We start from the raw sequence: 23,067 nt of genomic DNA, 5'->3' as shown, positions 1-23,067 counted from the left end.
CCCCCGCCGCGCCGTAACGCGGTCCGCAAAGCTGGCAGCCCTTCCGCTCGGTTTCGCGGGTCGCACCGCGCTGGGGTTGGGCAAGCGCATGGGCGGCAAGTCCGCCGAAATTGTCGCCCAGGAAATCCAGGAGCGCACCGCCGAGCAGATCTTCAAGGTGCTGGGCGAGCTCAAGGGCGGCGCGATGAAGCTCGGGCAGGCACTCTCGATCTTCGAGGCGGCCCTGCCCCCCGAGATCGCCGGACCCTACCGGGCCACGCTCACCAAGCTCCAGGACGCCGCTCCCCCGCTGCCCGCCTCGACGGTCCACCGGGTGCTGCGGGAAGAGCTCGGCGACGACTGGCGGGAGAACTTCCTGGAGTTCGACGACAGGCCGGCCGCCGCGGCGTCCATCGGGCAGGTCCACAAGGCCGTCTGGCACGACGGGCGCGAGGTCGCCGTCAAGATCCAGTACCCCGGCGCGGGCAAGGCGCTGCTGGCCGACTTCAACCAGCTCTCCCGCCTCGGCAAGCTCTTCGGCGTGCTCCTGCCCGGCCTGGACATCAAGGCCGTCCTGGCGGAATTACGCGAACGCGTAATCGAGGAACTCGACTACTTCCGCGAAGCCGAGGCGCAGCAGGCGTTCGCCGTGGAATTCAAGAACGACCCGGAGTTCCACGTCCCCGAAGTGATCGCTTGCAACGAGCACGTGCTGATCACCGAATGGATGGACGGCACCCCTCTCTCGCGCATTATCAACGAGGGAACTCAAGAGGAGCGCGACCGCGCGGGGCTGTTGTTCGTGCGTTTCCTGTTCTCCTCCCCGTCGCGCGTCGGGATGCTCCACGCCGACCCCCACCCGGGCAACTTCCGCATGACGCCCGACGGCCGCATGGGCGTGCTCGACTTCGGCGCGGTCAACCGCCTCCCCGACGGCTACCCCAAGGTCTTCGGCACCCTGACGCGCATCTTCAACCAGGGCGACATGGACACCGTGGTCCAGGGCCTGCGCGACGAGGGCTTCATCCGGCCGCACATCGAGGTGGACGTGGACGCCCTGCGCGCGTTCCTCGCCCCGTACGTCGAGCCGACCGCCGTGGAGTCCTTCAAGTTCTCCCGCGAGTGGCTCCAGCGCCAGGCCGCCAAGGTCACCGACCTGCGCCCCACGAACGTCGTACGCCAGCTCAACCTGCCGCCGTCCTACGTGCTCATCCACCGTGTCCACGCGGCCGGAGTGGGCGTCCTGTGCCAGTTGGAGGCCGAAGCGCGATTCCGCGACGAGGTCATCCGCTGGGTTCCCGGCTTCGCCGAGTCCGCCACCCAGGAAGAGACCCCAGCCTGACCCGCATGCCGTACCGGCGCCGCTTTTCTCACGCGGCGGCGAAAACCCTTCCGGCATATCCGGATATGTCGGACCGCCACCTGTCGGCAGGTCAGTAAAGCGCGCGCGAACGCCGCCCGGAGGTCACCACCACTCGGGATCCAGGCGGCTCTCTATGCTGCGCAGGTTGTCCCTGCCGCACCTCGGGCACAGGCAACGCTCGGCTCGCTCACCCACGTCCACGGTCCACCCCAGCGTCGTCTCGCCGGTGGCACCGCATCCACTGCACACGACCATGGCTCCGTCACCCCACTCGGTCACCGCCCGCCAGTCTCCCACGCCGGCCCTCCCCGCGAGTGACCCTTGGGGCGTACGGCCCGCGAGCGACCCCCGATCCCCGCGCTCTCGTACGGCCGGCGCGTCCGCCCGATCTCGCGGGGGACAGGGGAAAGGGGAGGAAGCGGGTGCTTCCTCCCCTTTTCTCGGGTCATCGGGCCGGAGGCACTTCGCCCCCCTCGGGCGTCATGCCGAGGTGCCTCCGGCCCTTCCGCGCGCTGGACTCCCTCAGGCCGGATCAACCGGCGAGGAGGATCGCGCGGCGGAGGCGGGACCTGGCACGCTCGGCCCGGCGGTGCGCGCGGCGCAGGGCCACGAGCCGGCGTACCTCGCGTGCCGTCTCCGCCTCCTCTCGGAGGCCGTGTATTCGGTCACGGACCAGTTCTTCTTGGATATATGACGCGCCGGAGGTCCGCTGGGCGGGGACTCGGTAAGTGCTGATCATCTGTCCTGGTCTCCTCGATGTGATGTCGCTCGGTGTGCTGGTGATGTATTAGCTGGTCAGGCCGCGATCTCGGTCTTGCGCGGGCGGCCGCGGGGGCGCTTGCGGGGCACCACCACGCCGCGGAGGACGAGCTCGCCGCCCCAGACGCCCCAGGGCTCCTCACGCTCGAGGGCGCCGGCCAGGCACGCCTGCCGGATCGGGCAGGAGCCGCAGAGGGCCTTCGCGAACTCCACGTCCTGCGGGGACTCCGCGAACCAGAGGTCGGGCGGGTTGGACCTGCACGGGATGTCCGCGTCGTCGAGCCACGCGGTCGCCGGGGCCGCCATGGTCGCCACCTTCCTGTCGTCGTCGCTGCTGGTGTCGGTGCTGGTCAGGGGTTTGGCGGGGTGGAGCGTCGGCTGGAACAAGGGTTCTCCTGGTCGGGGAAACGAAAAGGCCGCGGATCCGGTCTCGGATCCGCGGCCTGGAAGACGCCGGTCGTCAGGTTAAGACCGGTGGTCTCCAGGTCAGCGGACCCTGCGCTTCGCCATTGGCGGCGGCACGCATGAACGGCTGGTCGGCGGAGATCTGGCTGGCGCCACGCTCGGCACCCAGGTGGCCCTGGGACAGCTTGGCGACGGGCGCGGCGGCGACGGCGGTGCCACGACGGCGGACGCCCCGGCCGAGGACAGAGATCTCCCCACGGAGCTCGGTCCCGGCCGCGCACAGGTCCGCCATCAGATAGCGCGACCCGGCGGTCGCGACGACGCCGGCGCGCGTGACACCGGTGGTGTCAGCGCCGGAACGCGCGAAGCCGCGCGCGTCAACGGACGCAGGGGCGAGCCAGAGCTGCGCCGACGACATCGAGATCGTGGTAACCACTGGACTCACCCCTTTCTGTGATCGGCAGGTCGGTCAGAACCGACCTGCACCGGTTGGCTTGCTCTAGACCCTATGTAGCGATGGGAAACTGAGCAACCTATTTTCTACCTGCGATTTCTCACATCTTCGTGAACTTCTTCGCCGCCCCGGGCACCCCGGACCGGCCCACCCGGCCGCCCGCCCCAGCCGCCCGGGCCGTACGGCGGGCCGGGCCGTACGGCGGGCCGGGCCGTACGGCGGGCCGGGCCGTACGGCGGGCCGGGCCGTACGGCGGGCCGGGCCGTACGGCGGGCCGGGCCGTACGGCGGGCCGGGCCGTACGGCGGGCCGGGCCGTACGGCGGGCCGGGCCGTACGGCGGGCCGGGCCGTACGGCGGGCCGGGCCGTACGGCGGGCCGGGCCGTACGGCGGGCCGGGCCGTACGGCGGGCCGGGCCGTACGGCGGGCCGGGCCGTACGGCGGGCCGGGCCGTACGGCGGGCCGGGCCGTACGGCGGGCCGGGCCGTACGGCGGGCCGGGCCGTACGGCGGGCCGGGCCGTACGGCGGGCCGGGCCGTACGGCGGGGCGGCCTGTGGCGTGTGGCGACTGCGGCCCCCGGCTCAGTCGAGGACGCGGATCATGGCCTCCTGGACCACCGAGACGGCCAGCTCGCCGGACGCGGTGAAGACCTGTCCCCGGGCCAGGCCGCGCGCCTGCCCGGAGATCGGCGACTCCTGGGCGTACAGCAGCCACTCGTCGGCCCGGAACTCCCGGTGGAACCACATCGCGTGGTCCAGCGAGGCCCCCATCATCCGCGACTCGCCCCAGGCCAGGCCGTGCGCCAGCAGTATGGTGTCCACCAGCGTGAAGTCCGAGGCGTAGGCCATCAGCACTATGTGCAGCAGCGGGTCGTCCGGCAGCTCGCCCTCCGCCCGCAGCCAGACGTTCGTCTCCGGCTGGCGCAGCGCCGGGTCGCGCCGCGCCTCCCAGGTCATCGGCGTGACGTAACGCGCGTCGAACGGGCGCGGCCCGCTCCACCACGGATCGGTGTCGTCGCCGAAGATCGACCGCATGCGTTCGTTCCATGTGGGGAGCGACTCGGGCAGGGGCACGGCGGGCATCGTGGCGCCCTGGTGGCTGATGCCGGGCTCGGGCACGTGGAACGAGGCGGACATCGTGAAGATCGCCTTGCCGTGCTGCAGGGCCACGACGCGGCGCGTGGTGAACGAGCGGCCGTCGCGGATGCGGTCCACGGTGTAGACGATGGGCACGGAGGGATCGCCCGGCCGGATGAAGTAGGCGTGCAGCGAGTGCACCCGCCGGTCGTCGGGGACGGTGCGGGCCGCGGCGACCAGGGCCTGACCGGCGACCTGCCCGCCGAACACCCGCTGGAGGCGGTCCTCGGGGCTGCGGCCGCGGAAGATGTCGAGCTCGATCTGCTCCAGGTCGAGCAGGTCGAGCAGTTGCTTCAGCGCCTCGTTCACAGGTCCTCCCCGCGTATCACCTCAAGCACGGCCGCGCCGTACCTATCAAGTTTGACGCGTCCCACACCGGCGATCGACAGCAGGTCCTGCTCGGTCAGCGGCGCCCGCTCGGCGATGGCCTGGAGCGTGACGTCGGTGAAGACGACGTAGGGAGGGATCCCGGCCGTGCGCGCCACGGCGGCCCGCCACCCCTTGAGGCGTTCGAGCAGGGCCTCGTCGTAGTCGGCCGGGCAGCCCGAGCACCGCCCAAGCTTGCGGTCGGTCACCGAGACCAGGGTGGCGCCGCAGACCCGGCACCGCAGCGGGGCGGCGACCGCGCGGCTCACGCGGGGGGCCGCGGCCGGTCCCGCGGACGAGCCGCCCGGGCGGATGCCGTCCAGGAACCGGGAGGGGCGGCGGCCGCGGCGGCCCCCGGGCGAACGCGCGAGGGCCCACGAGAGCTGCAGGTGCTCGCGCGCGCGGGTGACCCCGACGTAGAGCAGCCGGCGCTCCTCCTCGACCTGGTCGGGCGTCTCGGCGTAGATGATCGGGAGGGTGCCGTCCACCAGGCCGACGAGGAACACGGCGTCCCATTCGAGGCCCTTGGCGGCGTGGAGGGAGGCCAGGGTGACGCCCTCCATGGGCGGCGCGTGCTGCTCGGCGGCGCGGCGTTCGAGGTCGGCCACGAAATCGGGCAGCCGGGCGGCCGGGTCGGCGGCGGCGACGTCCTCGGCGAGCTGGGCGATGGCCTTGAGCGACTCCCAACGCTCGCGGGCCTGGCCGCCGCCGGGCGGCTCGGGGGTGAGGCCGACGCCCTGGAGGATGTGGTGGACGGCCGGGGCCAGCGGCTCGCCCTGGTCGGCGCGGGCGGCGCCGCGCAGGAGCACGACGGCCTGGCGCACCTCGGCGCGCTCGAAGAACCGCTCCGCCCCGCGCAGCAGGTAGGGGATGCCGGCCTTGGCGAACGCCTGCTCGTAGGGCTCGGACTGGGCGTTGATGCGGAACAGCACGGCCATCTCGCGCAGCGGCACGCCCTTGTCGGCCAGCTTGGTCACCTGCCGGGCCACCGCCTGCGCCTCGGCCACCTCGTCGTCGTATTCGACGAACGACGGCTTGGGCCCCTCGGGACGCTGGGCGATCAGCTCCAGGTGGTGGTGGCGGGGGCGCGACCCGGCGGCGATGACGCGGTTGGCCAGCTCGACGACCTGCGGGGTCGAGCGGTAGTCGCGCACGAGCTTGACCACGGTGGCGTCGGGGTGTTCGGCGGTGAAGGTGGTCAGGTAGCGCGGGGTGGCGCCGGTGAACGAATAGATCGTCTGGTTGGGGTCGCCGACCACGCACAGGTCGTCGCGCCCGCCGAGCCAGGTGTCGAGCAGGAGCTTCTGCAGCGGGTTGACGTCCTGGTATTCGTCCACCACGAAGTGGCGGTACTGCTGGCGGACCTGGCCGGCCACCTCGCGGTGCTCGGTCAGCACGGCGGCGGTCAGCTCCAGGATCGTCTCGAAGTCCAGCAGGTGGCGCTCGCGGCGCAGCCGTTCGTAGGCGTCGTAGAGCCGCGCGACCTCGGCGGCCTCGATCGGCGGGGTGCGGCGGTGCTTGGCGGCCTGCGCGGGGTATTCCTCGGGCGCGATCTGGCTGACCTTGGCCCACTCGATCTCGCTCGCGACGTCGCGCAGCTCGGCCCTGTCGGGGTTGCGGCGCAGCATCCGGGCGGCGTCGATCAGCAGCGGGACCTTGGACTCGATCACACGCGGCGGGTCGCCCCCGATGACCTTGGGCCAGAAGTAGGTGAGCTGGCGCAGCGCGGCGGCGTGGAAGGTGCGGGCCTGCACGCCCGGCGCCCCCAGCGCGCGCAGCCGCTGCTTGAGCTCCCCGGCGGCGCGCGTCGTGAACGTCACGGCCAGCACGCCGGTGGGCTCGACGGCCCCGGTGTGCACGGCGTAGGCGATGCGGTGGGTGATCGCCCTGGTCTTGCCGGTGCCCGCCCCGGCGAGCACGCAGACGGGACCGCGCACGGCCTCGGCCACCGCGCGCTGCTCGGGGTCGAGCCCGGCGAGGACGTCGGCGGGGTTCACGGTCCCTCCTCCCGATCCGGTTTCCGATCGAGCTCCGATCGGGTCCCGATGCGGCTCCGATCCAGTACGGCTGACGCCCCATCCTCCCAGCCCGGGCCCCCGCCCGCGCCCTTCACCCCGCCCCCTGTGGAAAACCTCTCACCCCCGCCCCTCCCTGTGGACAACCCGCCGTACGGCCCCGGGCCCGGAGCCGGGCGGAAGCCGTACGGCGGGGCGGCGGCAGCCGTACGACCTGCGGGGACGGGGGCGGCGGAGGGCGGGAAGTTGTCGGGGGCGCGCGGTGTTGGCACTCTCTGAGACGTTCCGAACAAGCGGACGAGAGGGAGAAATGAGCGCTCTGACCGTCTACACGACCTCCTGGTGCGGCCCCTGCCGGCGGCTGAAGACCCAGCTCACGCGAGAGGGCATCGCGTTCGAGGAAATCGACATCGAGCGCCACCCCGACGCCGCGTCCTTCGTCGAGAGCGTCAACAACGGCAACCAGATGGTCCCCACGGTCGTGGTCGAGACCCCGGCCGGCAGGACCGTTCTCACGAACCCCCCGGTGGCCCAGGTCAAGCGCCTGCTGGAGGCCGCCCCGCAGCCCCAGTCCTGAGCCCGCCCGGATCTCCGCGCCGACCATGCGCCTTCAAGCACGGCAGGTGCCTGCGAGCGCCATGGTGCCTGCGAGCACGCCAGGCGTCTTCGAGCCGCCGAGCGTCTTCAAGCCCGCCGGGTGTCCTCGATCGCACCAGGTGATTGAAAGCGCATGATCGGCGCGAGGAAGTCCTGACCGGGAGGCCCCGGCTCGTCGTGAGCCGGGGCCTCCTCGTCACCAGGAGCCCGGGAGCGGGCCGCCGTACCAGGTCTCGATGAGCCTGCGGGCGATCGACACCTCCGACGGGAGCATGATCTCCCCGGTCGTCGCGGCCAGCGCGAGCTCCTCGCGGGTGAGCCAGCGCGCCTCGGCGATCTCCTCGGCGTCCATGCGGATGTCGTACGAGACCGCGCGGGCGAAGAAGCCGAGCATCAGGCTGCGCGGGAACGGCCAGGGCTGGCTGCCCAGGTACCGCGTGTCGGTGACGTCGATGCCCACCTCCTCCGCGACCTCGCGGCGCACCGCGCCCTCCAGCGACTCCCCCGGCTCCACGAAGCCGGCGAGCACCGAGAACCGGCGTTCCGGCCAGGACGGGTTGCGGGCCAGCAGGCAGCGGTCCGCCCCGTCGTGCACCAGCATGATCACGGCCGGGTCCACGCGCGGGAAGTGCTGGCTCTCGTCCCGCGGACAGAGCCGCATGTGCCCGCCCGCCGTGACCAGCGTCTCGGTCCCGCAGCGCGGGCAGTGCGTGTGGGTCGAGTGCCACGCCTCCAGCGCGACCGCGTACACCAGCAGTCCCGCGTCCCTGTCGTCAAGCTGCGCGCCGGCCTGGCGCAGGTTGGCGGGCTCGGCGTCCGGCCGGCCCGGCAGCCCGGCCGGATCGGGCAGCGGCGCCGCGACCGCGAAGTACGCGACTCCGGCGTCGTCCACCCCCAGTAGATAGCGTTCCCCCTCCGGAGCCCGGTCCGGCGGCAGCAACACGAGTTCCGCGCCCGCCGCCCCCCGGCGTACCAGGGCCCGCGCGTCATCGACGACGAGCACGCGAGTGCTCGGATCCGCCCATGCCCGGGCCAGCCATTCGGTGTCCCCGCGCAGCAGCGCCGACCTGTCGACGGTGCTGCGCGCCAGTAGTAACGGCCCGATCAGGCCTGCTTCCTCAGCGGCGATCTCCACTTCACCATCCTCGCGCACGCCTCCGCCGCACGGACTAAGGGCATATGCCCGATGGAAACCGCCCAACACGGTCAAGATGTGGTAACGGACGACGCTCGATCCGGTATCGATGGCGGCTTCGCGAGGCGTTATGATGCGGCGGGTTAGGTTAGCCTCACCTCAACTGGAGTGGCTCCCGTGCGGCTCTACATCACCGCGCTCAACCCGACCGACTCGGTCACGCTGGGGTTCTGGCCCGCCGCGCGCGCGCTCGGGCACCCCGTGACCGTGCTGACCGACCAGCCCGCCGCGCACGAGGGGTTGTACGGCCCCGCCGAGGTGCTGCCCTGCGAGGTCCGCGACTTCCGTGCGGTGATCGACACGATATCCCGTCATGATCGTCCTGTGGCGATCTTCTCCAATTCCGACCACCTCCAGGCGCCCACCGCCCTCGCCGCGACGTACTTCGGCCTCCCCGCCAAGGACTGGCGCGCCGCCCTGAACTGCAAGAACAAGGCCCTGATGCGGTCCACGCTGGCCGCCGCGGGAGTCGAGCGCGTCCACTCCGCCCGGCTCCGCCCCCCGCCCCGCCCGCCAGGCCCCGCGCCCCATCCCGTACGGCCCGAGCCGGGCGAGCCCGCCGCCGGCGCCGTACGGCCGGGGCCCGGGGCTCACGCCGTACGGCATGAGCCCGGCGGTGACGCGGGGGACGGCGGGCCGGGGCGCGCGGGGGACGGAAACGTTCCCGCGGACGACGACCTGGGGTACGGCGGGCCGTATCCGGCGGTGGTGAAGCCGCGGGAGGGGGTGGCCAGCGAGGACGTGGTGCTGGTGCGGGACGCGGCGGAGCTGCGCGCGGCGGCCGGGGCGATCGCGGCCCGGCGGCCCGCGGACCCGCTGGTCGCGGAGGAGTACCTGCCCGGGGAGCTGCGCACGCTGGAGACCCTCGGCGACGGGGAGCGGCTGCACGTCCTCGGCGGGTTCCGGACCACGCTGGGCGCTCCGCCGCACTTCGTCGAGGAACGCCTCGACTGGGATCCCGGCGAGCCGGCCAAACGCGAGCACGTGCTCGCGGCGCTGCGGGCGCTCGGCGTGGGGCTGGGGGCGTGTCACACCGAGTACGTCACCACGCCGGCCGGTCCCCGGATCATCGAGGTCAACTACCGGGTCATCGGCGACAACTGCGACCTGCTGCTGGCCGAGTTCCTGGGGATCCCGCTGTTCGAGCTGATCCTCCGCCTCCACCTCGGCGAGCCGCTGCCGGCGGGCCTGCCGCGCCCCGGGGAGGTGAAGGGCGCCGCGGCCGCGGTGAGTGTGGTCGCCGACCGCGCGGGAACCATCGTGAGCGCTCCGCCCGCCGCCGACCCCCTCCCGGGCGAGGAGGTGCGCCTCTGGCACCGTCCCCTCCGCTCCCCCGGCGACCGCGTCGAGCCGGCCGGGACCAACCGCGACTACCTCGCGGTGATCCGCGCCATCGCCCCCGACCCGCAGACCCTGGACCACGCCGTCAACGCCCGCCTCGCCGCCGACCCCTGGGTGATCGCATGACCGCCGTTCCCGTGCCCGACCACGCGACCTCCGAACCCTCCGGACCTTCCGGACCTTCCGGGTCCTCCGGCTCTTCCGGGTCCTCCGGGCCCTCCGGCTCTTCCGGGCCTTCCGGGTCTTCCGGGCCGCATCGCACCGCCGCGCCGCCCGCCTCCGCCAGGCCCGCCGCCTCCGTGCGGTCCCCCGCGCCCGCGAAGCGCTCCGCCGCGCCCCCCGGCTCCTCAGCGCCCTCCGGAAGATCCGCCGCGTCCTCCGGCTCCTCAGCGCCCTCCGGAAGATCCGCCGCGCCCTCCGGGAGATCGGTCGTCCCCCGGGCGCGGCGCCGACCGGCGGGCCCGGCCGGCGCCGAGGACCCGGAGGCGTACCTGTCGGGACGGGTGCTGGACGCGCTGCTGCGGGAGGACTACGGGGGCCTGGGGCGGCGCGTGTCGCGGGTGCGCGGCGGCATCGTGCTCGACCTGCCCACCGGGGAGGCCGTACGGCTGGCGCCCGGCGGGTTCACGCAGGACTTCGTGGTCGCGCCGGGGGCCGCGCCGCCGCTGGAGACGGTGCTGCGGACGCTGGAGGCGCTCGCCGATCCGGGGGACGACGTGCCCGGGTTCGCCGAGGAGTGCCGCGAGACGCTGCGCACCCTGGAGCTGCACGCGGCGGCCTGGCCCTCGGTCACCGGGCGGCTGCGGCCCCTGGCCGGGGTCGCGTCCATCGCCTACTACGACACGCTCGCCGCGTACGCCGACCATCCGGTGTACCCGACCGCGCGGCGCAGGCTGGGGCTGTCGGAGGAGGAGCTGCGGGCGTACGCGCCGGAGTTCCACCCGGAGTTCGCCCTGCGCTGGCTGGCCGTGCCCCGGGACACCGCCGTCGTCGAGGGCGATCTCCCCGCCTGGTGGCCCGACGCGGGGCCCGATCACGTGGCGTTCCCGGTCCACCCGCTGACCGCCGCCCGGATCCCCCGCCTCGGCCTCACCGGCCCGGGCCCCGTCCCCGCCGGCCCGGGACCCGGCGCCCCCGGTGATCCAGGGCCCGGTGCCCCCGGCGTCCCCGGGCCGCGCCCCGGCGGCTCCGGGTCCGGCGTCCCCGCCTCCTTCCCCGGCCTCGGCGGTCCCGGGTCCGGCGGTCCCGGGATCTCCGCCCCCGATCCGGCCGCGCTCCCCGGATCCGCCGCGCCGCGCCTCGTCCCCGGGCCGTCCGTCCTCCCCGGGGCGGGCGCCCTCCTTCCCCTCCTCGGCGTCCTCGGTCCGGGCCTCCCCGGCCCGGTCCCGCGCGGGCCCGGGGGCGGCGGGCGGGAGCCGTACATCCCGGTGCGGCCGACGCTGTCGATGCGGACGGTCGTGGTGAGCGGCGAGCCCGGCACGCACGTGAAGCTCCCGCTGCCGACGAGCACGCTGGGCGCGCGCAACCGCCGGTCGATCAAGCCGGGGACGCTGCGCGACGGCGCCCTCGCGCAGCGCCTGCTCGCCCGGATCCTCGACCGCGAGCCCGCCCTCCGGGGGCGCGTGCTGCTGCCCGACGAGAGCACGTACGGGCACGCCGGCGACGAGTACCTCGGCTGGATGGTCCGCCGGTACCCCGAGGTCCCGGCGGACGCGGAGGTCGTCACCGTGGCCGCGCTCGCCGCGCCCGCGCCGTACGGCGGGACGGTGCTGACCGATCTGGCCGTACGGCACCGCGGCGGCGACGTGGCCGCGCTGCTCGATGAGTACCTCCGCCTGCTCCTCGACTGGAACGTGACGCTCTTCGCGCGGTACGGCGTCGCGCTGGAGGCGCACCAGCAGAACCTGGCGATCGTGCTGAGCCGCGGTGAGCCGCTGAGGCTGCTGGTCAGGGACAACGACGGGCTGCTCGCGGACCCGGGGCGGCTGCGCGCGGCGGGGCTGGACGCGCCCGCCTTCGGGGACGCCCGCATGTGCACGCAGGACCCGCACGCGCTCGCCGACGTGTTCGTGACGATCACCCTGCACCTGGCGGCGGCGGCCGTGGTGTTCGCCGCCGGGCTCGGCCCCGCCGTGCTGCGGGACCGGCTCGCCGAGGCCCTGGACGCGCACGGCGGCGAGCCGGCCGCCCGGCTGCTGCGCGCCCGCACGCTCGACGCCGCCCGCCTGGTCGGCAAGTCCATGGTGACCGCCGGGACGCTCGTGCCCAAGGAACGCACGGGGGCCCGCGACGTCAACAAGTTCTACGGCATCACCGGCCCGAACTACCTGCGCCGGTCCTCCTGAACCCACGCCCGCCGAAGTCCCGCCTCACCGAGTCAGGAGCCCGCCTTGAGCCTGCTTTCCGTCACGCCCGCCGCCGAGGCCGCGACGGCCGCCGGTCATCCCGCGCCCGCCGGGCACGCGGCGCCCGCGGATCACCCGGCGTCCGCCGAGATCGCGACCGCGCACGCGCTGCTCAGATGCTGCGTGCGCGAGCTGGCCGGTCCGCGCGGGCAGGTGTGGCCCGCGGAGCCGTACCTGCTGCTGCGCCTGGCCGGGACGCTGCTGCGCGTGCGCGGCGGGCCGGTGGGCTGCTCGCTGCGGTTCTCGGGCGCGCCCGACGAGCTGCGCGACGGCGTGTGGCGGCCGGTCGGCTCGGAGCGGCTGGCGGAGCTGGCCGAGGCGGAGCTGACCGCGGTCACCGGCGTCCCGAACGGCGAGTTCGCCGGGCAGGTCGCGGCCGGGCGCGCGGCCATCGAGGCCATCCTGGCCGCGCGCGCCGGGGCCGCGCCGCCGCCGGACCGGTGGCTGGAGTCGGAGCAGTCGCTGGTGTACGGCCACGCGTTCCACCCCACTCCGAAGGCGCGAGGGGGCGCGCCGGGCGCGTGGCTGGAGTACGCCCCGGAGGCGCACGCGTCGTTCCCGCTGCGGTTCCTCGGCGTGCGCGACTGCGTGATCGGCGGCGACACGGGGGTGATCGACTCGCTGGCCCCGCCCTGCCCGCCCGGCCACACCCCGCTGCCCGTCCACCCCTGGCAGGCGTCCCTGCTGGCCGCCGAGCTGGCCGGGCCGCTCTCCGACGGCCGCCTGATCGACCTGGGGCACGGCTCGCCGGTCGTGCCCACCTCGTCGGTGCGGACGGTGTACGACCCGGCGGCGGGGGTCTGCCTGAAGTTCAGCCTCGACGTGCGGATCACGAACTGCGTGCGCAAGAACGCCTGGTACGAGCTGGCCGGGGCGGTGGAGCTCACGGACCGGCTGGGACCGGTGTTCGACGCGCTCGCGGCGGACTTCCCCGGGGCCCGGTGGCTGCGCGAGCCCGGGTACCGGGCCCCCGACCTGGGCACCCGGCTGCTGGAGGGGCTGGGCGTGATCGTGCGCGAGGGGCCCTGGGGCGTGGTCTCCCCCGGGGTGACCCCGGTCCTCGCGGGGGCGCTGACGAGCGGGCACGGGCGGGCCGCGGCCGTGATCGGATCGGCGCCGGACCCGCTGGAGTGGTGGGCGGCGTACGTGTCGCTGGTCGCGCCGCCGGTCCTGCACGCCTACCTCGCGCACGGCGTCGTCCTGGAGCCGCACCTGCAGAACGTGCTGGTCGGGCTGGACTCCGGGGGGCATCCGGTCGAGGCGGTCTTCCGGGACCTGGAGGGCACGAAGCTGGTCGGGCATGATCTGTCCGGATTGCCGGAGGGCGTCGCGCGGTCTTTGACGTACAACGCCGAACGGGGCTGGTCGCGCGTGGTGTACTGCCTGGTGGTCAACCATCTGGGCGAGGTCGCGGCGGAGGTGTCGCGGCACGTGCGGGATCAGGGGAGGGTCTGGGCGGTGGTGCGCGAATGCCTGGCGTCGTACGCGGACGAGTTCGGCTGCCCGCTGCCGCTGGCCGACCTGCTCGCGGGCGCCCCCCTGCCGGCGAAGGCGAACCTGGGCGTGCGCTGGGCGCGCGACGCGGACCGCGCGGCCGGATACGTCCCCGTCGGCAACCCGCTCGCCGCCTCCTCCCCGCTGCCCGCAGGAACCGCCTGATGCCCGACCTGGTCCTCCCCGAGCTGGGGTCCCTCCCGGCGTACGTCTACGACCTGGGCGGGCTGACCGCGCACACCGCCCGCATCCGCTCGGCGGTCAAGGGCACCGAGCTGCTGTACGCCGCCAAGGCCAACCCCGACCCGAACCTGCTGCGGGCGATCGCGCCGCACGTGGACGGGTTCGAGGTGGCCTCCGGCGGGGAGCTGGCGCACGTCCGCGAGACCGTGCCGGGCGCGCGGATCTTCTTCGGCGGGCCGGGGAAGACCGACGCCGAGCTGGCCGCGGCCCTGGACCTGGGGGTGGAGCGCGTCCACGTGGAGAGCCCGCACGAGCTGCGGCGACTCGCGGCCGTCGCGGGCGGCCGGTTCGCCGACGTCCTGCTGCGCGCCAACCTCGACGTGCCCGTGCCCGGGGCGTCCCTGACCATGGGCGGCGAGGCGACGCCGTTCGGCATGGACCCGGCGGGCCTGAGCGAGTGCCTGAGCGTCCTCCACGAGGCGCCCTGGCTCCGCCTGCGCGGCGTCCACGTCCACCTGGCCAGCGGCCTGGCCGCGCCGGAGATGCTGGCCCTGACCGAGAGCGTGCTGGCCTGGGTGCGCCCCTGGCTCCGCGCCTGCGCCCTCCGCCCGGTCGAGCTCAACCTGGGCGGCGGGATGGCCGTGAACTACGCCGACCCCGCCGACCGCTTCGACTGGGTGACGTACGGCGAGGCGCTGGCGGCCCTCCGCGAGCCCGAGGAGACCTTCCGCGTCGAGCCGGGCCGCGCGGTGGCGGCCTACTACGGCTGGTACGTCACCCGGGTGCTGGACGTGAAGGTCAGCCACGGCGAGACCTTCGCGGTCCTCACCGGCGGCACCCACCACCTGCGCACCCCCGTCACGAAGGGCCATGACCAGCCCTTCTCCATCGTCCCGGCGCCGGGCGGCCCCTCCCCCGCCGACCGCGCCCCAAGCCCGGTCCCGGTGCTGAGCGGGGGCCCGCGCCTCCCCGGCCTGCCGGCCCCCGTCCCCGTGGCGTACGACCGGCCGGTCACGCTGGTGGGCCAGCTCTGCACCCCCAAGGACGTCTTCGCCCGGCGGGTGCGCGTGGAGCGCATCGCCGTGGACGACCTCGTGGTCTTCTCCATGGCCGGGGCGTATGCCTGGAACATCTCCCACCACGACTTCCTGATGCATCCGAAGCCGGAGTTCCACTACCTGCCCGCGTGACCCGCCCGCGCGGCACTCCCGGTGAGCGAACGCGGGCGCGCCCGTACGGCCCGGCGCGGGATGACGCCCTGGGCCACCAGCGAGCGGAAGGTGATCAGCACGGTGCCCACGGCGGGCGGGATGACCCAGGCGAGCGGGTGCAGGTCGCTCATCTGCACCGCGAACGCCGTGACGAACGCGACCGCGCTGGACGCCATCAGGTTGAGGTGCCAGATGAACCAGCCCCGGGGCCTGCGGGCGGCCAGGGCCAGGCCCGGCCCGATCATGGCGAGCACGAGCACCGCGATGATCCCCAGCGGCCACAGCCGCGGTTCGTGGCCGATGAGCGCGAGGGCCGACACGGACATGAGCACGGCGGCCCCCGCGTACACGCGCCCCAGCACGGTGTGGACGCCCCTTCGCTTGCGGACGAGCAGCACGGGACCGGCCAGCAGCAGGCCGATGAAGCCCGTGATGACGTGGACGACGAGCAGGAATCCATACATTCCACTCTCACCTCTCAATGTGGAGGGTCATCTCTTCTGGATCGTGGACCTTCCACAGTGGAACGTCAAGGGGTTCAGCGGACCTGACACAATGGAATGTCGAGGAGGTGCTGCGGATGCCGGAGAAGAAGGCCCTCAACGCGACCGCCGCGTCGCTGCTGGGGTTCCTGCACGACCGGCCGATGAGCGGGTGGGACCTGGTGGAGACCGCCCAGATCACCATCGGACAGTTCTGGTCGCTCACGCCGAGCCAGGTCTACCGGGAACTGGCCGCCATGGCCGAGGACGGCCTGGTCGAACGCGGCGAGAAGGGCCCCCGCGAGCGCCAGCCGTACACCATCACCGACGCGGGCCGCGCCGCCTTCGAGGAGTGGACGACGCGCGAGCCGGGCCCGGAGACCATCCGGTACCCGCTCCTGCTGACCCTGAGCTTCGGCCGGCACATCCCCCCGGACCTCCTGGCCGCCCACCTGCGGCGGCATCGCGACATCCACGTCACGCGGCTCGCCGACCTGGAGGCGCTGGCCGGGGGCGACGCGGACCCCTACACCGCCGCGACGCTGGACTTCGGGCTGGCGTACGAGCGCGCCGTGCTCGACTGGTTCGACACCCTCCCGGGGCGCATCCCCGGTCTGTGAAACCCGCGCCCCGGCAGGCGATCGGGCCTCGCCGTACGGGCTAGTCGATCTTCTCGATGGTCTCCAGGAGGGCGCGCAGGCCCTCGGCGTCGAGGAGGTCGACCGGGCGGACGGTGACGTTGTCGCGGACGTAGTGGAAGGCGGCCCGCACCTGGGTGAGCTCCACGCCGGCCAGATCGGCCCAGGCCAGGCGGTAGGCGGCGAGCTGGACCGAGGCCGCCTTGGCCGCCTGCCCCCTGGGGCGGGTGCCGGTCTTCCAGTCGACCACGTCGTAGGTGCCGTCGGGGGAGGCGAACACCGCGTCCATGCGGCCCCGGACGAGCCGGTCGCCGATCATCGTCTCGAAGGGGACCTCGACGTCGTAGGGGCGCCGGGCGGCCCAGTCGCTCTCCTCGAAGCGCTCCTGGAGCTCGGCCAGCTCCACCTCGGCCTCGGAGATCTCGTCGGCGGCGCCGGGGATCTCCCACTCGTCGATCAGGCGCTCCTGCCCCCAGCGGGACTCCAGCCAGCGGTGGAACTCCGTGCCCCGGCGGGCGAACGGGGCCGGGGGACGCGGCAGGGGGCGGCGGATCTGGCGGGCCAGCGCGGCCGGGTCCGTGGCCAGGGTGACCAGGGACGAGACCGTGAGGCGCTCGGGCAGCTCGACCAGGGCCCCGCCGCGCCGGCGCGACCGGTCGCGCTCGGCCAGGAGGAGTTCGGCGTCCCGGGCCCAGGCGGCCAGCCGGCGGCGGTCGCGCTCGCGCAGCCCGGCGTACGCCGCCGCCGGGAAGGAGCGCGCGACGCCGGCGATGGCCTCCTCGACCAGGCGGGCGCCGTCCACGACGGCCTCGTGCCGGTCACCTTGCGGCGGGGACGGCCAGACGGCGGCCGGCGGCTCGGCGAGCATGGGGTTCTCCGCGCCCTCCTCGGGCTCCCCGGCCCAGACCGGCACGGCGTCCGCGTGCTCGCGGATCTCCTCCAGGAACACCGAGGGCGACAGCGGCTTGGACGAGCCTCCCCAGCGGTACCCCGAGGCGATCAGCAGGAAGTGGGCACGGGTGACCGCGACGTAGGCGAGACGGCGCTCCTCCAGCTCGTCACGGGTGCGGCAGGCGTCCTGGAACCCCTCCAGGGACTCCTTCGCCAGGTCGGGCAGCCTCGGCAGGTCCCCGCTGTCCCCCCGGAGCGGGTACGGCAGCTTGCGGGGGTTCTCCGTCCACCGGCTGTTGCCCACCGGGGTCGCCGGGAACACGCTGCCGACCGTGACGTATCCCTTGGCCGACCGCGCCTCCGACATGCCCGGCACGATCACGACCGGCCACTCCAGGCCCTTGGCGGCGTGCACGGTCATCAGCTTGACGCTGTTGCTCTCGCCGACGCGGCCCGCCTCCAGGCCGAACTCCTCGGCCTCCGCCGCCTTCAGGTACGCCAGGAACGCCCCGAGCGTCGGGTCCTCGGAGTCCCCCGCGAAGCGGCTCGCCGCGTCCACGAACGCGTCCAGGTCGGCCCGGGCCGTGAACAGCCCCCGCCCGCGCGCCCCCACCTCCACGTCGAGGCCGAGCGCGCGCTCCACGTCGGTCACCAGGTCCGGCAGCGGCTGGCCGGTCAGCGACCGGAGGTAGCGCAGCTCCATCGCCAGGGCGGGCAGCCGCACCCGCGCCAGCGGCGAGAACCGCTCCAGCAGCTCCGGGTGCCCCGGCAGCTCGTCCAGCGCGTCGATCAGGCTCCCGCGCTCCTCGGCCAGGTCCGCCACCGCCTGGTCCAGCGGGTCCTCGTCCCGGCGGGTCCGCGAGCCGTCCTCGGCCTCCCGGTTCAGCTCGCGCGCGAGGTTGCCCAGCTCCAGCAGGTCCGCGGGGCCGAGCCGCCAGCGCGGCCCGGTCAGCAGCCGGGTCAGCGCGTCGCCCGCCGTCGGGTCGTGGAGCACCCGCAGCGTCGCCACGATGTCGGCCACCTCGGGCACCGTCAGCAGCCCGCCCAGGCCGACCACCTCGACCGGCACGTCGCGCTCCTCCAGCGCCTTGCGCAGCGCCGGGAACTGCGACCGCTTCCGCGCCAGGATCGCGATCTCGTTCGGCTGCACGGGCTGCGCCCCCGGCTCCAGCGGCAGGCCGTCGGGGGCCACGTCCGTGCGGAGCACGCGTACGACCTGGTCGGCGAGCCAGGCGGCCTCGGCCTCGGCGGTCTCGTGCAGCGCGGCGACGACCCGCCCCCGGTCGCGCCGGTTGTCGCCCGGCCGCAGCACCGGCACCTCCGGCGACTCCAGCCGCAGGTCGCGCTGGACTCGGGCGGCGGCGGCGAGCACCCGCTCGCCGTTGCGGAAGCTCATCGTGAGCTTGCGGACCGGCGCGGGCCCGTCGTGCGCCGGGAAGTCGCGGGGGAACCGCAGCAGGTTGCCCGACGACGCCCCGCGCCAGCCGTAGATCGACTGGCAGGGGTCGCCCACGGCGGTGACCGGGTGGCCGGTGCCGAACAGCGCGCGCAGCAGCACGAGCTGGGCGTGGCTGGTGTCCTGGTACTCGTCCAGCAGGACCACCGAGTAGCGCCCGCGCTCGATCTCCCCGACCTCCGGGTGCCGCGCGGCGATCCGCGCCGCCAGCGCCATCTGGTCGCCGTAGTCCATGACCTCGCGGTCGGCCTTCACCCGGTTGTACGCGGCGACCAGCGGCAGCAACTGCTCCCGCGCCCGCTGGGTGGCGATCACCTTCTTCACGCCCGCGAGCACCCGCCCCTTGACCTCGGCGAGGCGTTCGTCCAGCCAGGCCCCCACCCCGCGCACGTCGTCGGCGTCGCGCAGGTGCTCGGACATCTCCCCGGCCAGCTCCAGCACCGCCGCCGTCACCGAGGCCGGGCCCAGCTCCACCTTGTCCATCGGCCCGTCGTACGCCGCCACGACGCGCGAGGCGAGCTGCCACGACACCGCCGGGCTGATCAGCCGCATGGTGGGCTCCAGCGCCTCGCGCAGCGCATGGTCGGCCACGAGCCGGGCGGCGTACGCGTGGTACGTGGACACGGTCGGCTCGCCGTCCAGCACCTCGGCCGGGACCAGGTTCTCCTTGCCGAGCTGGTCCAGCCGCTTCCGCACCCGCGCCGACAGCTCGGCCGCCGCCTTGCGCGTGAACGTCAGGCCGAGCACGCGCTCGGGCCGTACCAGCCCGTTCGCGACCAGCCACACCACGCGGGCCGCCATCGTCTCGCTCTTGCCGGACCCCGCGCCCGCCACGACCAGCATCGGCGACAGCGGCGCCTCGATCACCGCCGCCTGCTCCGGCGTCGGCGGCAGCACCCCGAGCCGGGCGGCCAGCTCCCCCGGCCGCACCACGCCCAGGTCCGCCGGGCGCGCCCACCCGGCCCCGTCCGCCCAGGCCGGGGCCCGCGTCAGCACGTCGGCGTACGGCGTGAGCCCGGCCGCGCCGTCCGAGAGGTCCAGGGGCGTCTCGCCGTACGGCAGGAGCCCGGTGCCGCCGGGGTCGTCGGGGGTGCGCTGGTCGGTCATACGACGTGGTTCCCCTGGTCGTTCACGGGGCAGGAGGAGCGGACGGCGCAGGTGCGGCAGCCGTCGTTGACGGTCGCGCGGAACGTGCCGCTGCTCATGCCGGTCGCCACGGTCTCCACCAGTTCCCTCGCCCATCCGGGGTCGCCGTCGTCGCCGAGCGCGCCCTGCTTCTGCTCCTTGGCGCTGTCGGTGGTCCCCGCGGCCTTGCCCACCTGGACCAGGGACGCGCCGCCCGGCTCGGTCATGCCGTGCCGCTGGAACGCTCCGAGCAGCGCGGCGAGCTGGTAGACGCCGAGCTGCGGATGGCGGTCCAGTTCGCCCTCGCGGGGCTTGGTGCCGCCGGTCTTGATGTCCACGACGAACGCGCGGCCCTCGCCGTCGCGCTCGACCCGGTCCACCCGGCCCTTGATCAGGATGTTGCCGGGCAGCTCGGCCGTGAACGCCTCCTCGACCTTCACCAGCTCGCGCGGGTTCTCCCGGTGCCAGGCGAGGAAGCGCTTGACCATCTGGCCGGCCACCTCGCGCTGGCGCTTGTTGAACCACACCCCGCCGAAGTCCAGATTCTCCCAGATGTCGTCGAGGCGTTTGTCCAGCGCCTCGTCGGACTGGGGCTCGGTCGCGGCGAGGGCGGCGATCGCGTGGATCACCGTGCCGAGGTGGCGGACGACGTCGGAGCTGGTCGCGCCCACGGCGGTCTCCAGGAGCCAGCGCAGCCCGCACTTGGTGAAGTTCTCCACGGCGGACGGCGAGATGCGCACGATCCCGTCGGGCCAGGTCAGGGCGCTGTCGTCGGAGAGCGGGGTCAGGGCGTACCACTCGCTCGGATGCGCGCCGCGGACCCCGGCGCGGGCGAGGCGGGCCAGGTGGGCGGCGGCGGCCCGCCGTACGGGCTCGGGCCTGGCGGCGTCCACGACGGTGGAGCGCAGCTCGGCGACCAGGGAGGGCAGGCTCAGCCAGCGCTGGCGCTCGTCCAGCCCGGCGGGCTCGACCTCGCCGGGGGCCAGCTCCTCCAGGAACCGGGAGGGCCGCTCGTCGGTGTCCTCGCCGCCGACGGCGGTCACGACCAGCTTCTTCCTGGCGCGGGTCGCGGCGACGTAGAACAGGCGGCGTTCCTCGGCGAGCAGCTTGGAGGTGAGCGTCGCGCTGGTCACCTCGGGGTTGTCCGGGTCCTGGCCGGCGGCGAGCTCGATCAGCTCCTCCACGCCCAGCAGGGAGCCGCGCAGGCGCAGGTCGGGCCAGAGACCCTCCTGCACCCCGGCCACCACGACGACGTCCCACTCCAGCCCCTTGGACCGGTGGGCGGTCAGGACGCGCACGGCGTCGCCGTCGGGGGCGCGCTCCGCGAGCGTGTCACCGGCGATCTCCTGCGCCACCAGGTCGTCGAGGAACACCTCGGGCCCGGCCCCGGGCAGCCGGTCCACGAACCGCGCCACCTGGTCGAACAGGGCGACCACGGCGTCCAGGTCCCGGTCGGCCTGCGCGCCCCGCGACCCGCCGGCCAGGCTCGCCTCGGTCCACCGGTCGGCCAGGCCGCTGGCCTGCCACACCTCCCAGAGGACCTCCTCGGCGCTGCCGCCGCGCTTGGTGCGGTCCTTGACCAGCTCGATCAGCGCCGCCAGCCGCTCGGCGGGCCGCGCCGTCTCCGGCTCGACCGTGAGCAGTTCCCGCCTGTCCTTCAGCGCCGCGACCAGCAGCTCGCCGGCGCTCCGGGGCGGCAGCGGCAGCATGTCCGCGTCGCGCGACGCCCGCTCCTCGGCGGTCCGCAGCGCGCGCCGGAGCCGCCGCACGCCGATCATGTCGGTGCCGCCGAGCGGCCCGGTCAGCAGTTCCTCGGCGGTGCCCTCGTCCAGGGTGTGCGGCCGCAGCGCCACCCGCAGCAGCGTCATCAGCGGGCGCACGGCGGGCTCCTCGATCAGCGGGACCTCGTCGCCCCCGATGATCACGGGCACGCCGGCGGCGAGCAGCGCCCTCCGCAGCGGGGGCGTCTGCACGGCGGCGGACCTGACGAGCACGGCCATCCGCGACCACGGCACGCCGTCCACGAGCCGCGCGCGGCGCAGCGTGTCCGCGATCAGCGCCGCCTCCTGGCTCGCGCTGTCCGCCACGAAGACCCGCACCTCCCCGGGCTCCACCCCCTCTCCCGCCCGCAGGTCCCGGTGACTCCCGGCCCCGCGCTCCGGAGCCGCGCCCCCGGCGACAACCGTCCCGTTCGCGGGCGCGGTCCCGTTCGCGGAGGTCGCGTGACCGTTGGCGGAAGGGTACGCGGCGCCACCGGGGATCTCCGCGCCCCCCGTCCCGCCTGTGGAGAACTCTCCGTTCCCGTTCCCGTTGGTCCCCGGAGCGTGGAGGGGACCGCTCCCGTTCATGGATCGGGAGCCGTCGCCGGAGTACGGCGGGGCGCCCTCCGGCCGTACGCCGCCCGCGGGAGACGCGGGCTCAGGCCGTACGGCGCCGGGGGGAGACGCGGGCCGGGCGGGGTCCTGGGAGGGGCGGGGGGCGGCGGGGAGGCGGGCGGCGACGCGGCGGGAGGCGGCGAGGAGCTCCGGGCCGCTGCGGCGGCAGACGCGCAGGGCGATGACCGGGGCGGGGGCGCCGTCGCGGGTGCGGAAGCGGTCGGGGAACTCGGTGATGCCGCGCACGTCGGCGCCCCGAAATCCGTAGATGGACTGGTCGGGGTCGCCGACGACGACCAGGTCGCGGCCGTCCCCGGCGAGCTGCTGGAGGAGGTACTCCTGCGCGGGGTCGGTGTCCTGGTACTCGTCCACGAAGATCACGTCGTAGGCGCCGCGCTCGCGGTGCCGCACCTCGGAGTCGCGCAGCAGCCCCGCGGCGCCGCGGATCAGCTCCGCGTAGTCGAGCACCGGCACCGGTTCCAGGTCGAACCGCGCGGCGTACCGGTCGGCGAACTCGCCCGCGGCGACCCAGTCCTCGCGGCCGTACACCTTGCCCAGGTGGACCAGGTCCTCCCCGGCGATCCCGCGTTCGGCGGCGCGCAGCAGGAAGTCGCGGACCTCCTCCGCGAAGCCCCGGGTCGCCAGCAGCGGCCGCATCGACGACGGCCAGTGCAGCGCGCCGTCCGCCAGCTCGCCCTGGAGCAGCCGGCGCACCTCCAGCAGTTGCTCGGGACCCGACAGCAGCCGCGGCGGCGGCTCCTCGGCCAGCAGGGCCTCGCGGCGGAGCAGCGCGTAGGCGTAGGAGTGGAAGGTCAGCGCCAGCGGCATCCGCGTGGTGCGCCGCATCCGCGCGGTGATGCGTTCGCGCAGCTCCTCGGCGGCCTTGCGGCTGAACGTCAGCACGAGCACGCGCTCGGGATCGACCCCGCGCCGCTCGATGCGGTCGATCACGCTCTCGACGATCGTGGTCGTCTTCCCGGTCCCCGGCCCGGCGAGCACCAGCAGCGGCCCGCCGTCATGCTCGACGACGGCCCGCTGGTGCTCGTCCAGCACCGGCACAACGGCCGGCCCCGAAGCCCCCCGCCGCACCAACCGATAAGTCGGACCACTCACACCTCACGATTTCACCAGATGATCGCCACCATTTCCCCCACGACGCGTCCATTGCCCACCTCCAACCCCGGCTCTCACCGCTTT

16 protein-coding genes are annotated in these 23,067 nt (G+C 74.5%); 7 read left to right on the top strand and 9 right to left on the bottom strand.

Annotation, left to right across the window (positions count from 1 at the left end; translation table 11 throughout):
- Positions 1-76 precede the first annotated feature (76 nt).
- On the top strand, positions 77-1,321 hold the full coding sequence (locus D5H75_RS12150; RefSeq protein WP_479688590.1) for an ABC1 kinase family protein: 1,245 nt from the start codon (positions 77-79) through the stop codon (positions 1,319-1,321).
- A gap of 123 nt (positions 1,322-1,444) precedes the next feature.
- Here D5H75_RS12150 and D5H75_RS40855 read toward each other — a convergent pair whose 3' ends face one another.
- From D5H75_RS40855 to D5H75_RS12125, 5 genes are all read right to left on the bottom strand, one after another.
- Positions 1,445-1,639: a hypothetical protein gene (locus tag D5H75_RS40855; RefSeq protein WP_147425126.1), complete on the bottom strand. Its 195-nt coding sequence runs from the start codon at positions 1,637-1,639 to the stop codon at positions 1,445-1,447.
- A 498-nt stretch (positions 1,640-2,137) separates the two neighbouring features.
- Positions 2,138-2,407: a WhiB family transcriptional regulator gene (locus tag D5H75_RS12140; RefSeq protein WP_119926612.1), complete on the bottom strand. Its 270-nt coding sequence runs from the start codon at positions 2,405-2,407 to the stop codon at positions 2,138-2,140.
- A gap of 154 nt (positions 2,408-2,561) precedes the next feature.
- Complete coding sequence (locus D5H75_RS12135) at positions 2,562-2,942, bottom strand: hypothetical protein (protein ID WP_119926470.1); 381 nt, start codon at positions 2,940-2,942, stop codon at positions 2,562-2,564.
- Positions 2,943-3,541: 599 nt separating this feature from the next.
- Positions 3,542-4,405, bottom strand: coding sequence for an acyl-CoA thioesterase II (gene tesB, locus D5H75_RS12130; protein ID WP_119926469.1), 864 nt, complete (start codon positions 4,403-4,405; stop codon positions 3,542-3,544).
- Positions 4,402-6,459 carry an ATP-dependent DNA helicase UvrD2 gene (locus D5H75_RS12125; RefSeq protein WP_119926468.1) on the bottom strand — a complete coding sequence of 686 codons (2,058 nt, stop codon included), beginning with the start codon at positions 6,457-6,459 and terminating at the stop codon, positions 4,402-4,404. The genes tesB and D5H75_RS12125 overlap by 4 nt, the downstream gene beginning before the upstream one ends.
- A gap of 328 nt (positions 6,460-6,787) precedes the next feature.
- Between D5H75_RS12125 and D5H75_RS12120 the strand changes: the two genes are divergently transcribed.
- The gene (locus tag D5H75_RS12120) at positions 6,788-7,054 is read left to right on the top strand and encodes a mycoredoxin (RefSeq protein WP_119926467.1); all 267 of its coding nucleotides are present in this window, start codon (positions 6,788-6,790) and stop codon (positions 7,052-7,054) included.
- A 216-nt stretch (positions 7,055-7,270) separates the two neighbouring features.
- On the opposite strand, the gene nudC is transcribed toward D5H75_RS12120, so the two are convergent.
- Positions 7,271-8,209, bottom strand: a complete 939-nt coding sequence (gene nudC, locus D5H75_RS12115; protein WP_119926466.1) for an NAD(+) diphosphatase — start codon at positions 8,207-8,209, stop codon at positions 7,271-7,273.
- A gap of 177 nt (positions 8,210-8,386) precedes the next feature.
- Here nudC and D5H75_RS12110 point away from each other — a divergent pair, with 177 nt between their 5' ends.
- The 4 genes from D5H75_RS12110 to D5H75_RS12090 all read left to right on the top strand — a co-directional run bounded on the left by D5H75_RS12110 (position 8,387) and on the right by D5H75_RS12090 (position 14,882).
- On the top strand, positions 8,387-9,736 hold the full coding sequence (locus tag D5H75_RS12110) for an ATP-grasp domain-containing protein (protein ID WP_119926465.1): 1,350 nt from the start codon (positions 8,387-8,389) through the stop codon (positions 9,734-9,736).
- A gap of 377 nt (positions 9,737-10,113) precedes the next feature.
- A complete protein-coding gene (locus tag D5H75_RS41480; RefSeq protein WP_202638064.1) occupies positions 10,114-11,955 on the top strand; it encodes an IucA/IucC family protein in 1,842 nt (613 codons plus the stop codon).
- A 45-nt stretch (positions 11,956-12,000) separates the two neighbouring features.
- Complete coding sequence (locus D5H75_RS12095) at positions 12,001-13,674, top strand: IucA/IucC family protein (RefSeq protein ID WP_242454164.1); 1,674 nt, start codon at positions 12,001-12,003, stop codon at positions 13,672-13,674.
- The gene (locus D5H75_RS12090; protein WP_119926464.1) at positions 13,674-14,882 is read left to right on the top strand and encodes a type III PLP-dependent enzyme; all 1,209 of its coding nucleotides are present in this window, start codon (positions 13,674-13,676) and stop codon (positions 14,880-14,882) included. The genes D5H75_RS12095 and D5H75_RS12090 overlap by 1 nt, the downstream gene beginning before the upstream one ends.
- Here the strand turns inward: D5H75_RS12090 and D5H75_RS12085 are convergent.
- Positions 14,867-15,367 (bottom strand): hypothetical protein, encoded by a 501-nt coding sequence (locus D5H75_RS12085; protein WP_119926463.1) that lies wholly within the window; start codon positions 15,365-15,367, stop codon positions 14,867-14,869. The two genes, D5H75_RS12090 and D5H75_RS12085, sit on opposite strands and share 16 nt — an antisense overlap.
- A gap of 116 nt (positions 15,368-15,483) precedes the next feature.
- Here D5H75_RS12085 and D5H75_RS12080 point away from each other — a divergent pair, with 116 nt between their 5' ends.
- On the top strand, positions 15,484-16,005 hold the full coding sequence (locus D5H75_RS12080) for a PadR family transcriptional regulator (protein ID WP_202638063.1): 522 nt from the start codon (positions 15,484-15,486) through the stop codon (positions 16,003-16,005).
- A 40-nt stretch (positions 16,006-16,045) separates the two neighbouring features.
- Here D5H75_RS12080 and D5H75_RS12075 read toward each other — a convergent pair whose 3' ends face one another.
- Entirely contained in the window at positions 16,046-19,303 is a 3,258-nt protein-coding gene (locus D5H75_RS12075; RefSeq protein ID WP_242454194.1) for an ATP-dependent helicase, read from the bottom strand.
- 170 nt (positions 19,304-19,473) lie between these two features.
- Positions 19,474-22,923 carry an ATP-dependent helicase gene (locus D5H75_RS12070; protein ID WP_242454163.1) on the bottom strand — a complete coding sequence of 1,150 codons (3,450 nt, stop codon included), beginning with the start codon at positions 22,921-22,923 and terminating at the stop codon, positions 19,474-19,476.
- Positions 22,924-23,067 lie beyond the last annotated feature (144 nt).

The organism is Bailinhaonella thermotolerans (genome assembly GCF_003594875.1).
Taxonomy (GTDB): Bacteria; Actinomycetota; Actinomycetes; order Streptosporangiales; family Streptosporangiaceae; genus Bailinhaonella; species Bailinhaonella thermotolerans.
This window is presented reverse-complemented; position numbering and strand designations above follow the sequence as displayed.

Bases quoted from the DNA above. Each gene is read 5' to 3' on its own strand.
- D5H75_RS12140 (WP_119926612.1), bottom strand. From the start codon at position 2,407: ATGGCGGCCCCGGCGACCGCGTGGCTCGACGACGCGGACATCCCGTGC.
- D5H75_RS12120 (WP_119926467.1), top strand. From the start codon at position 6,788: ATGAGCGCTCTGACCGTCTACACGACCTCCTGGTGCGGCCCCTGCCGG.
- D5H75_RS12090 (WP_119926464.1), top strand. From the start codon at position 13,674: ATGCCCGACCTGGTCCTCCCCGAGCTGGGGTCCCTCCCGGCGTACGTC.
- D5H75_RS12085 (WP_119926463.1), bottom strand. From the start codon at position 15,367: ATGTATGGATTCCTGCTCGTCGTCCACGTCATCACGGGCTTCATCGGC.
- D5H75_RS12080 (WP_202638063.1), top strand. From the start codon at position 15,484: ATGCCGGAGAAGAAGGCCCTCAACGCGACCGCCGCGTCGCTGCTGGGG.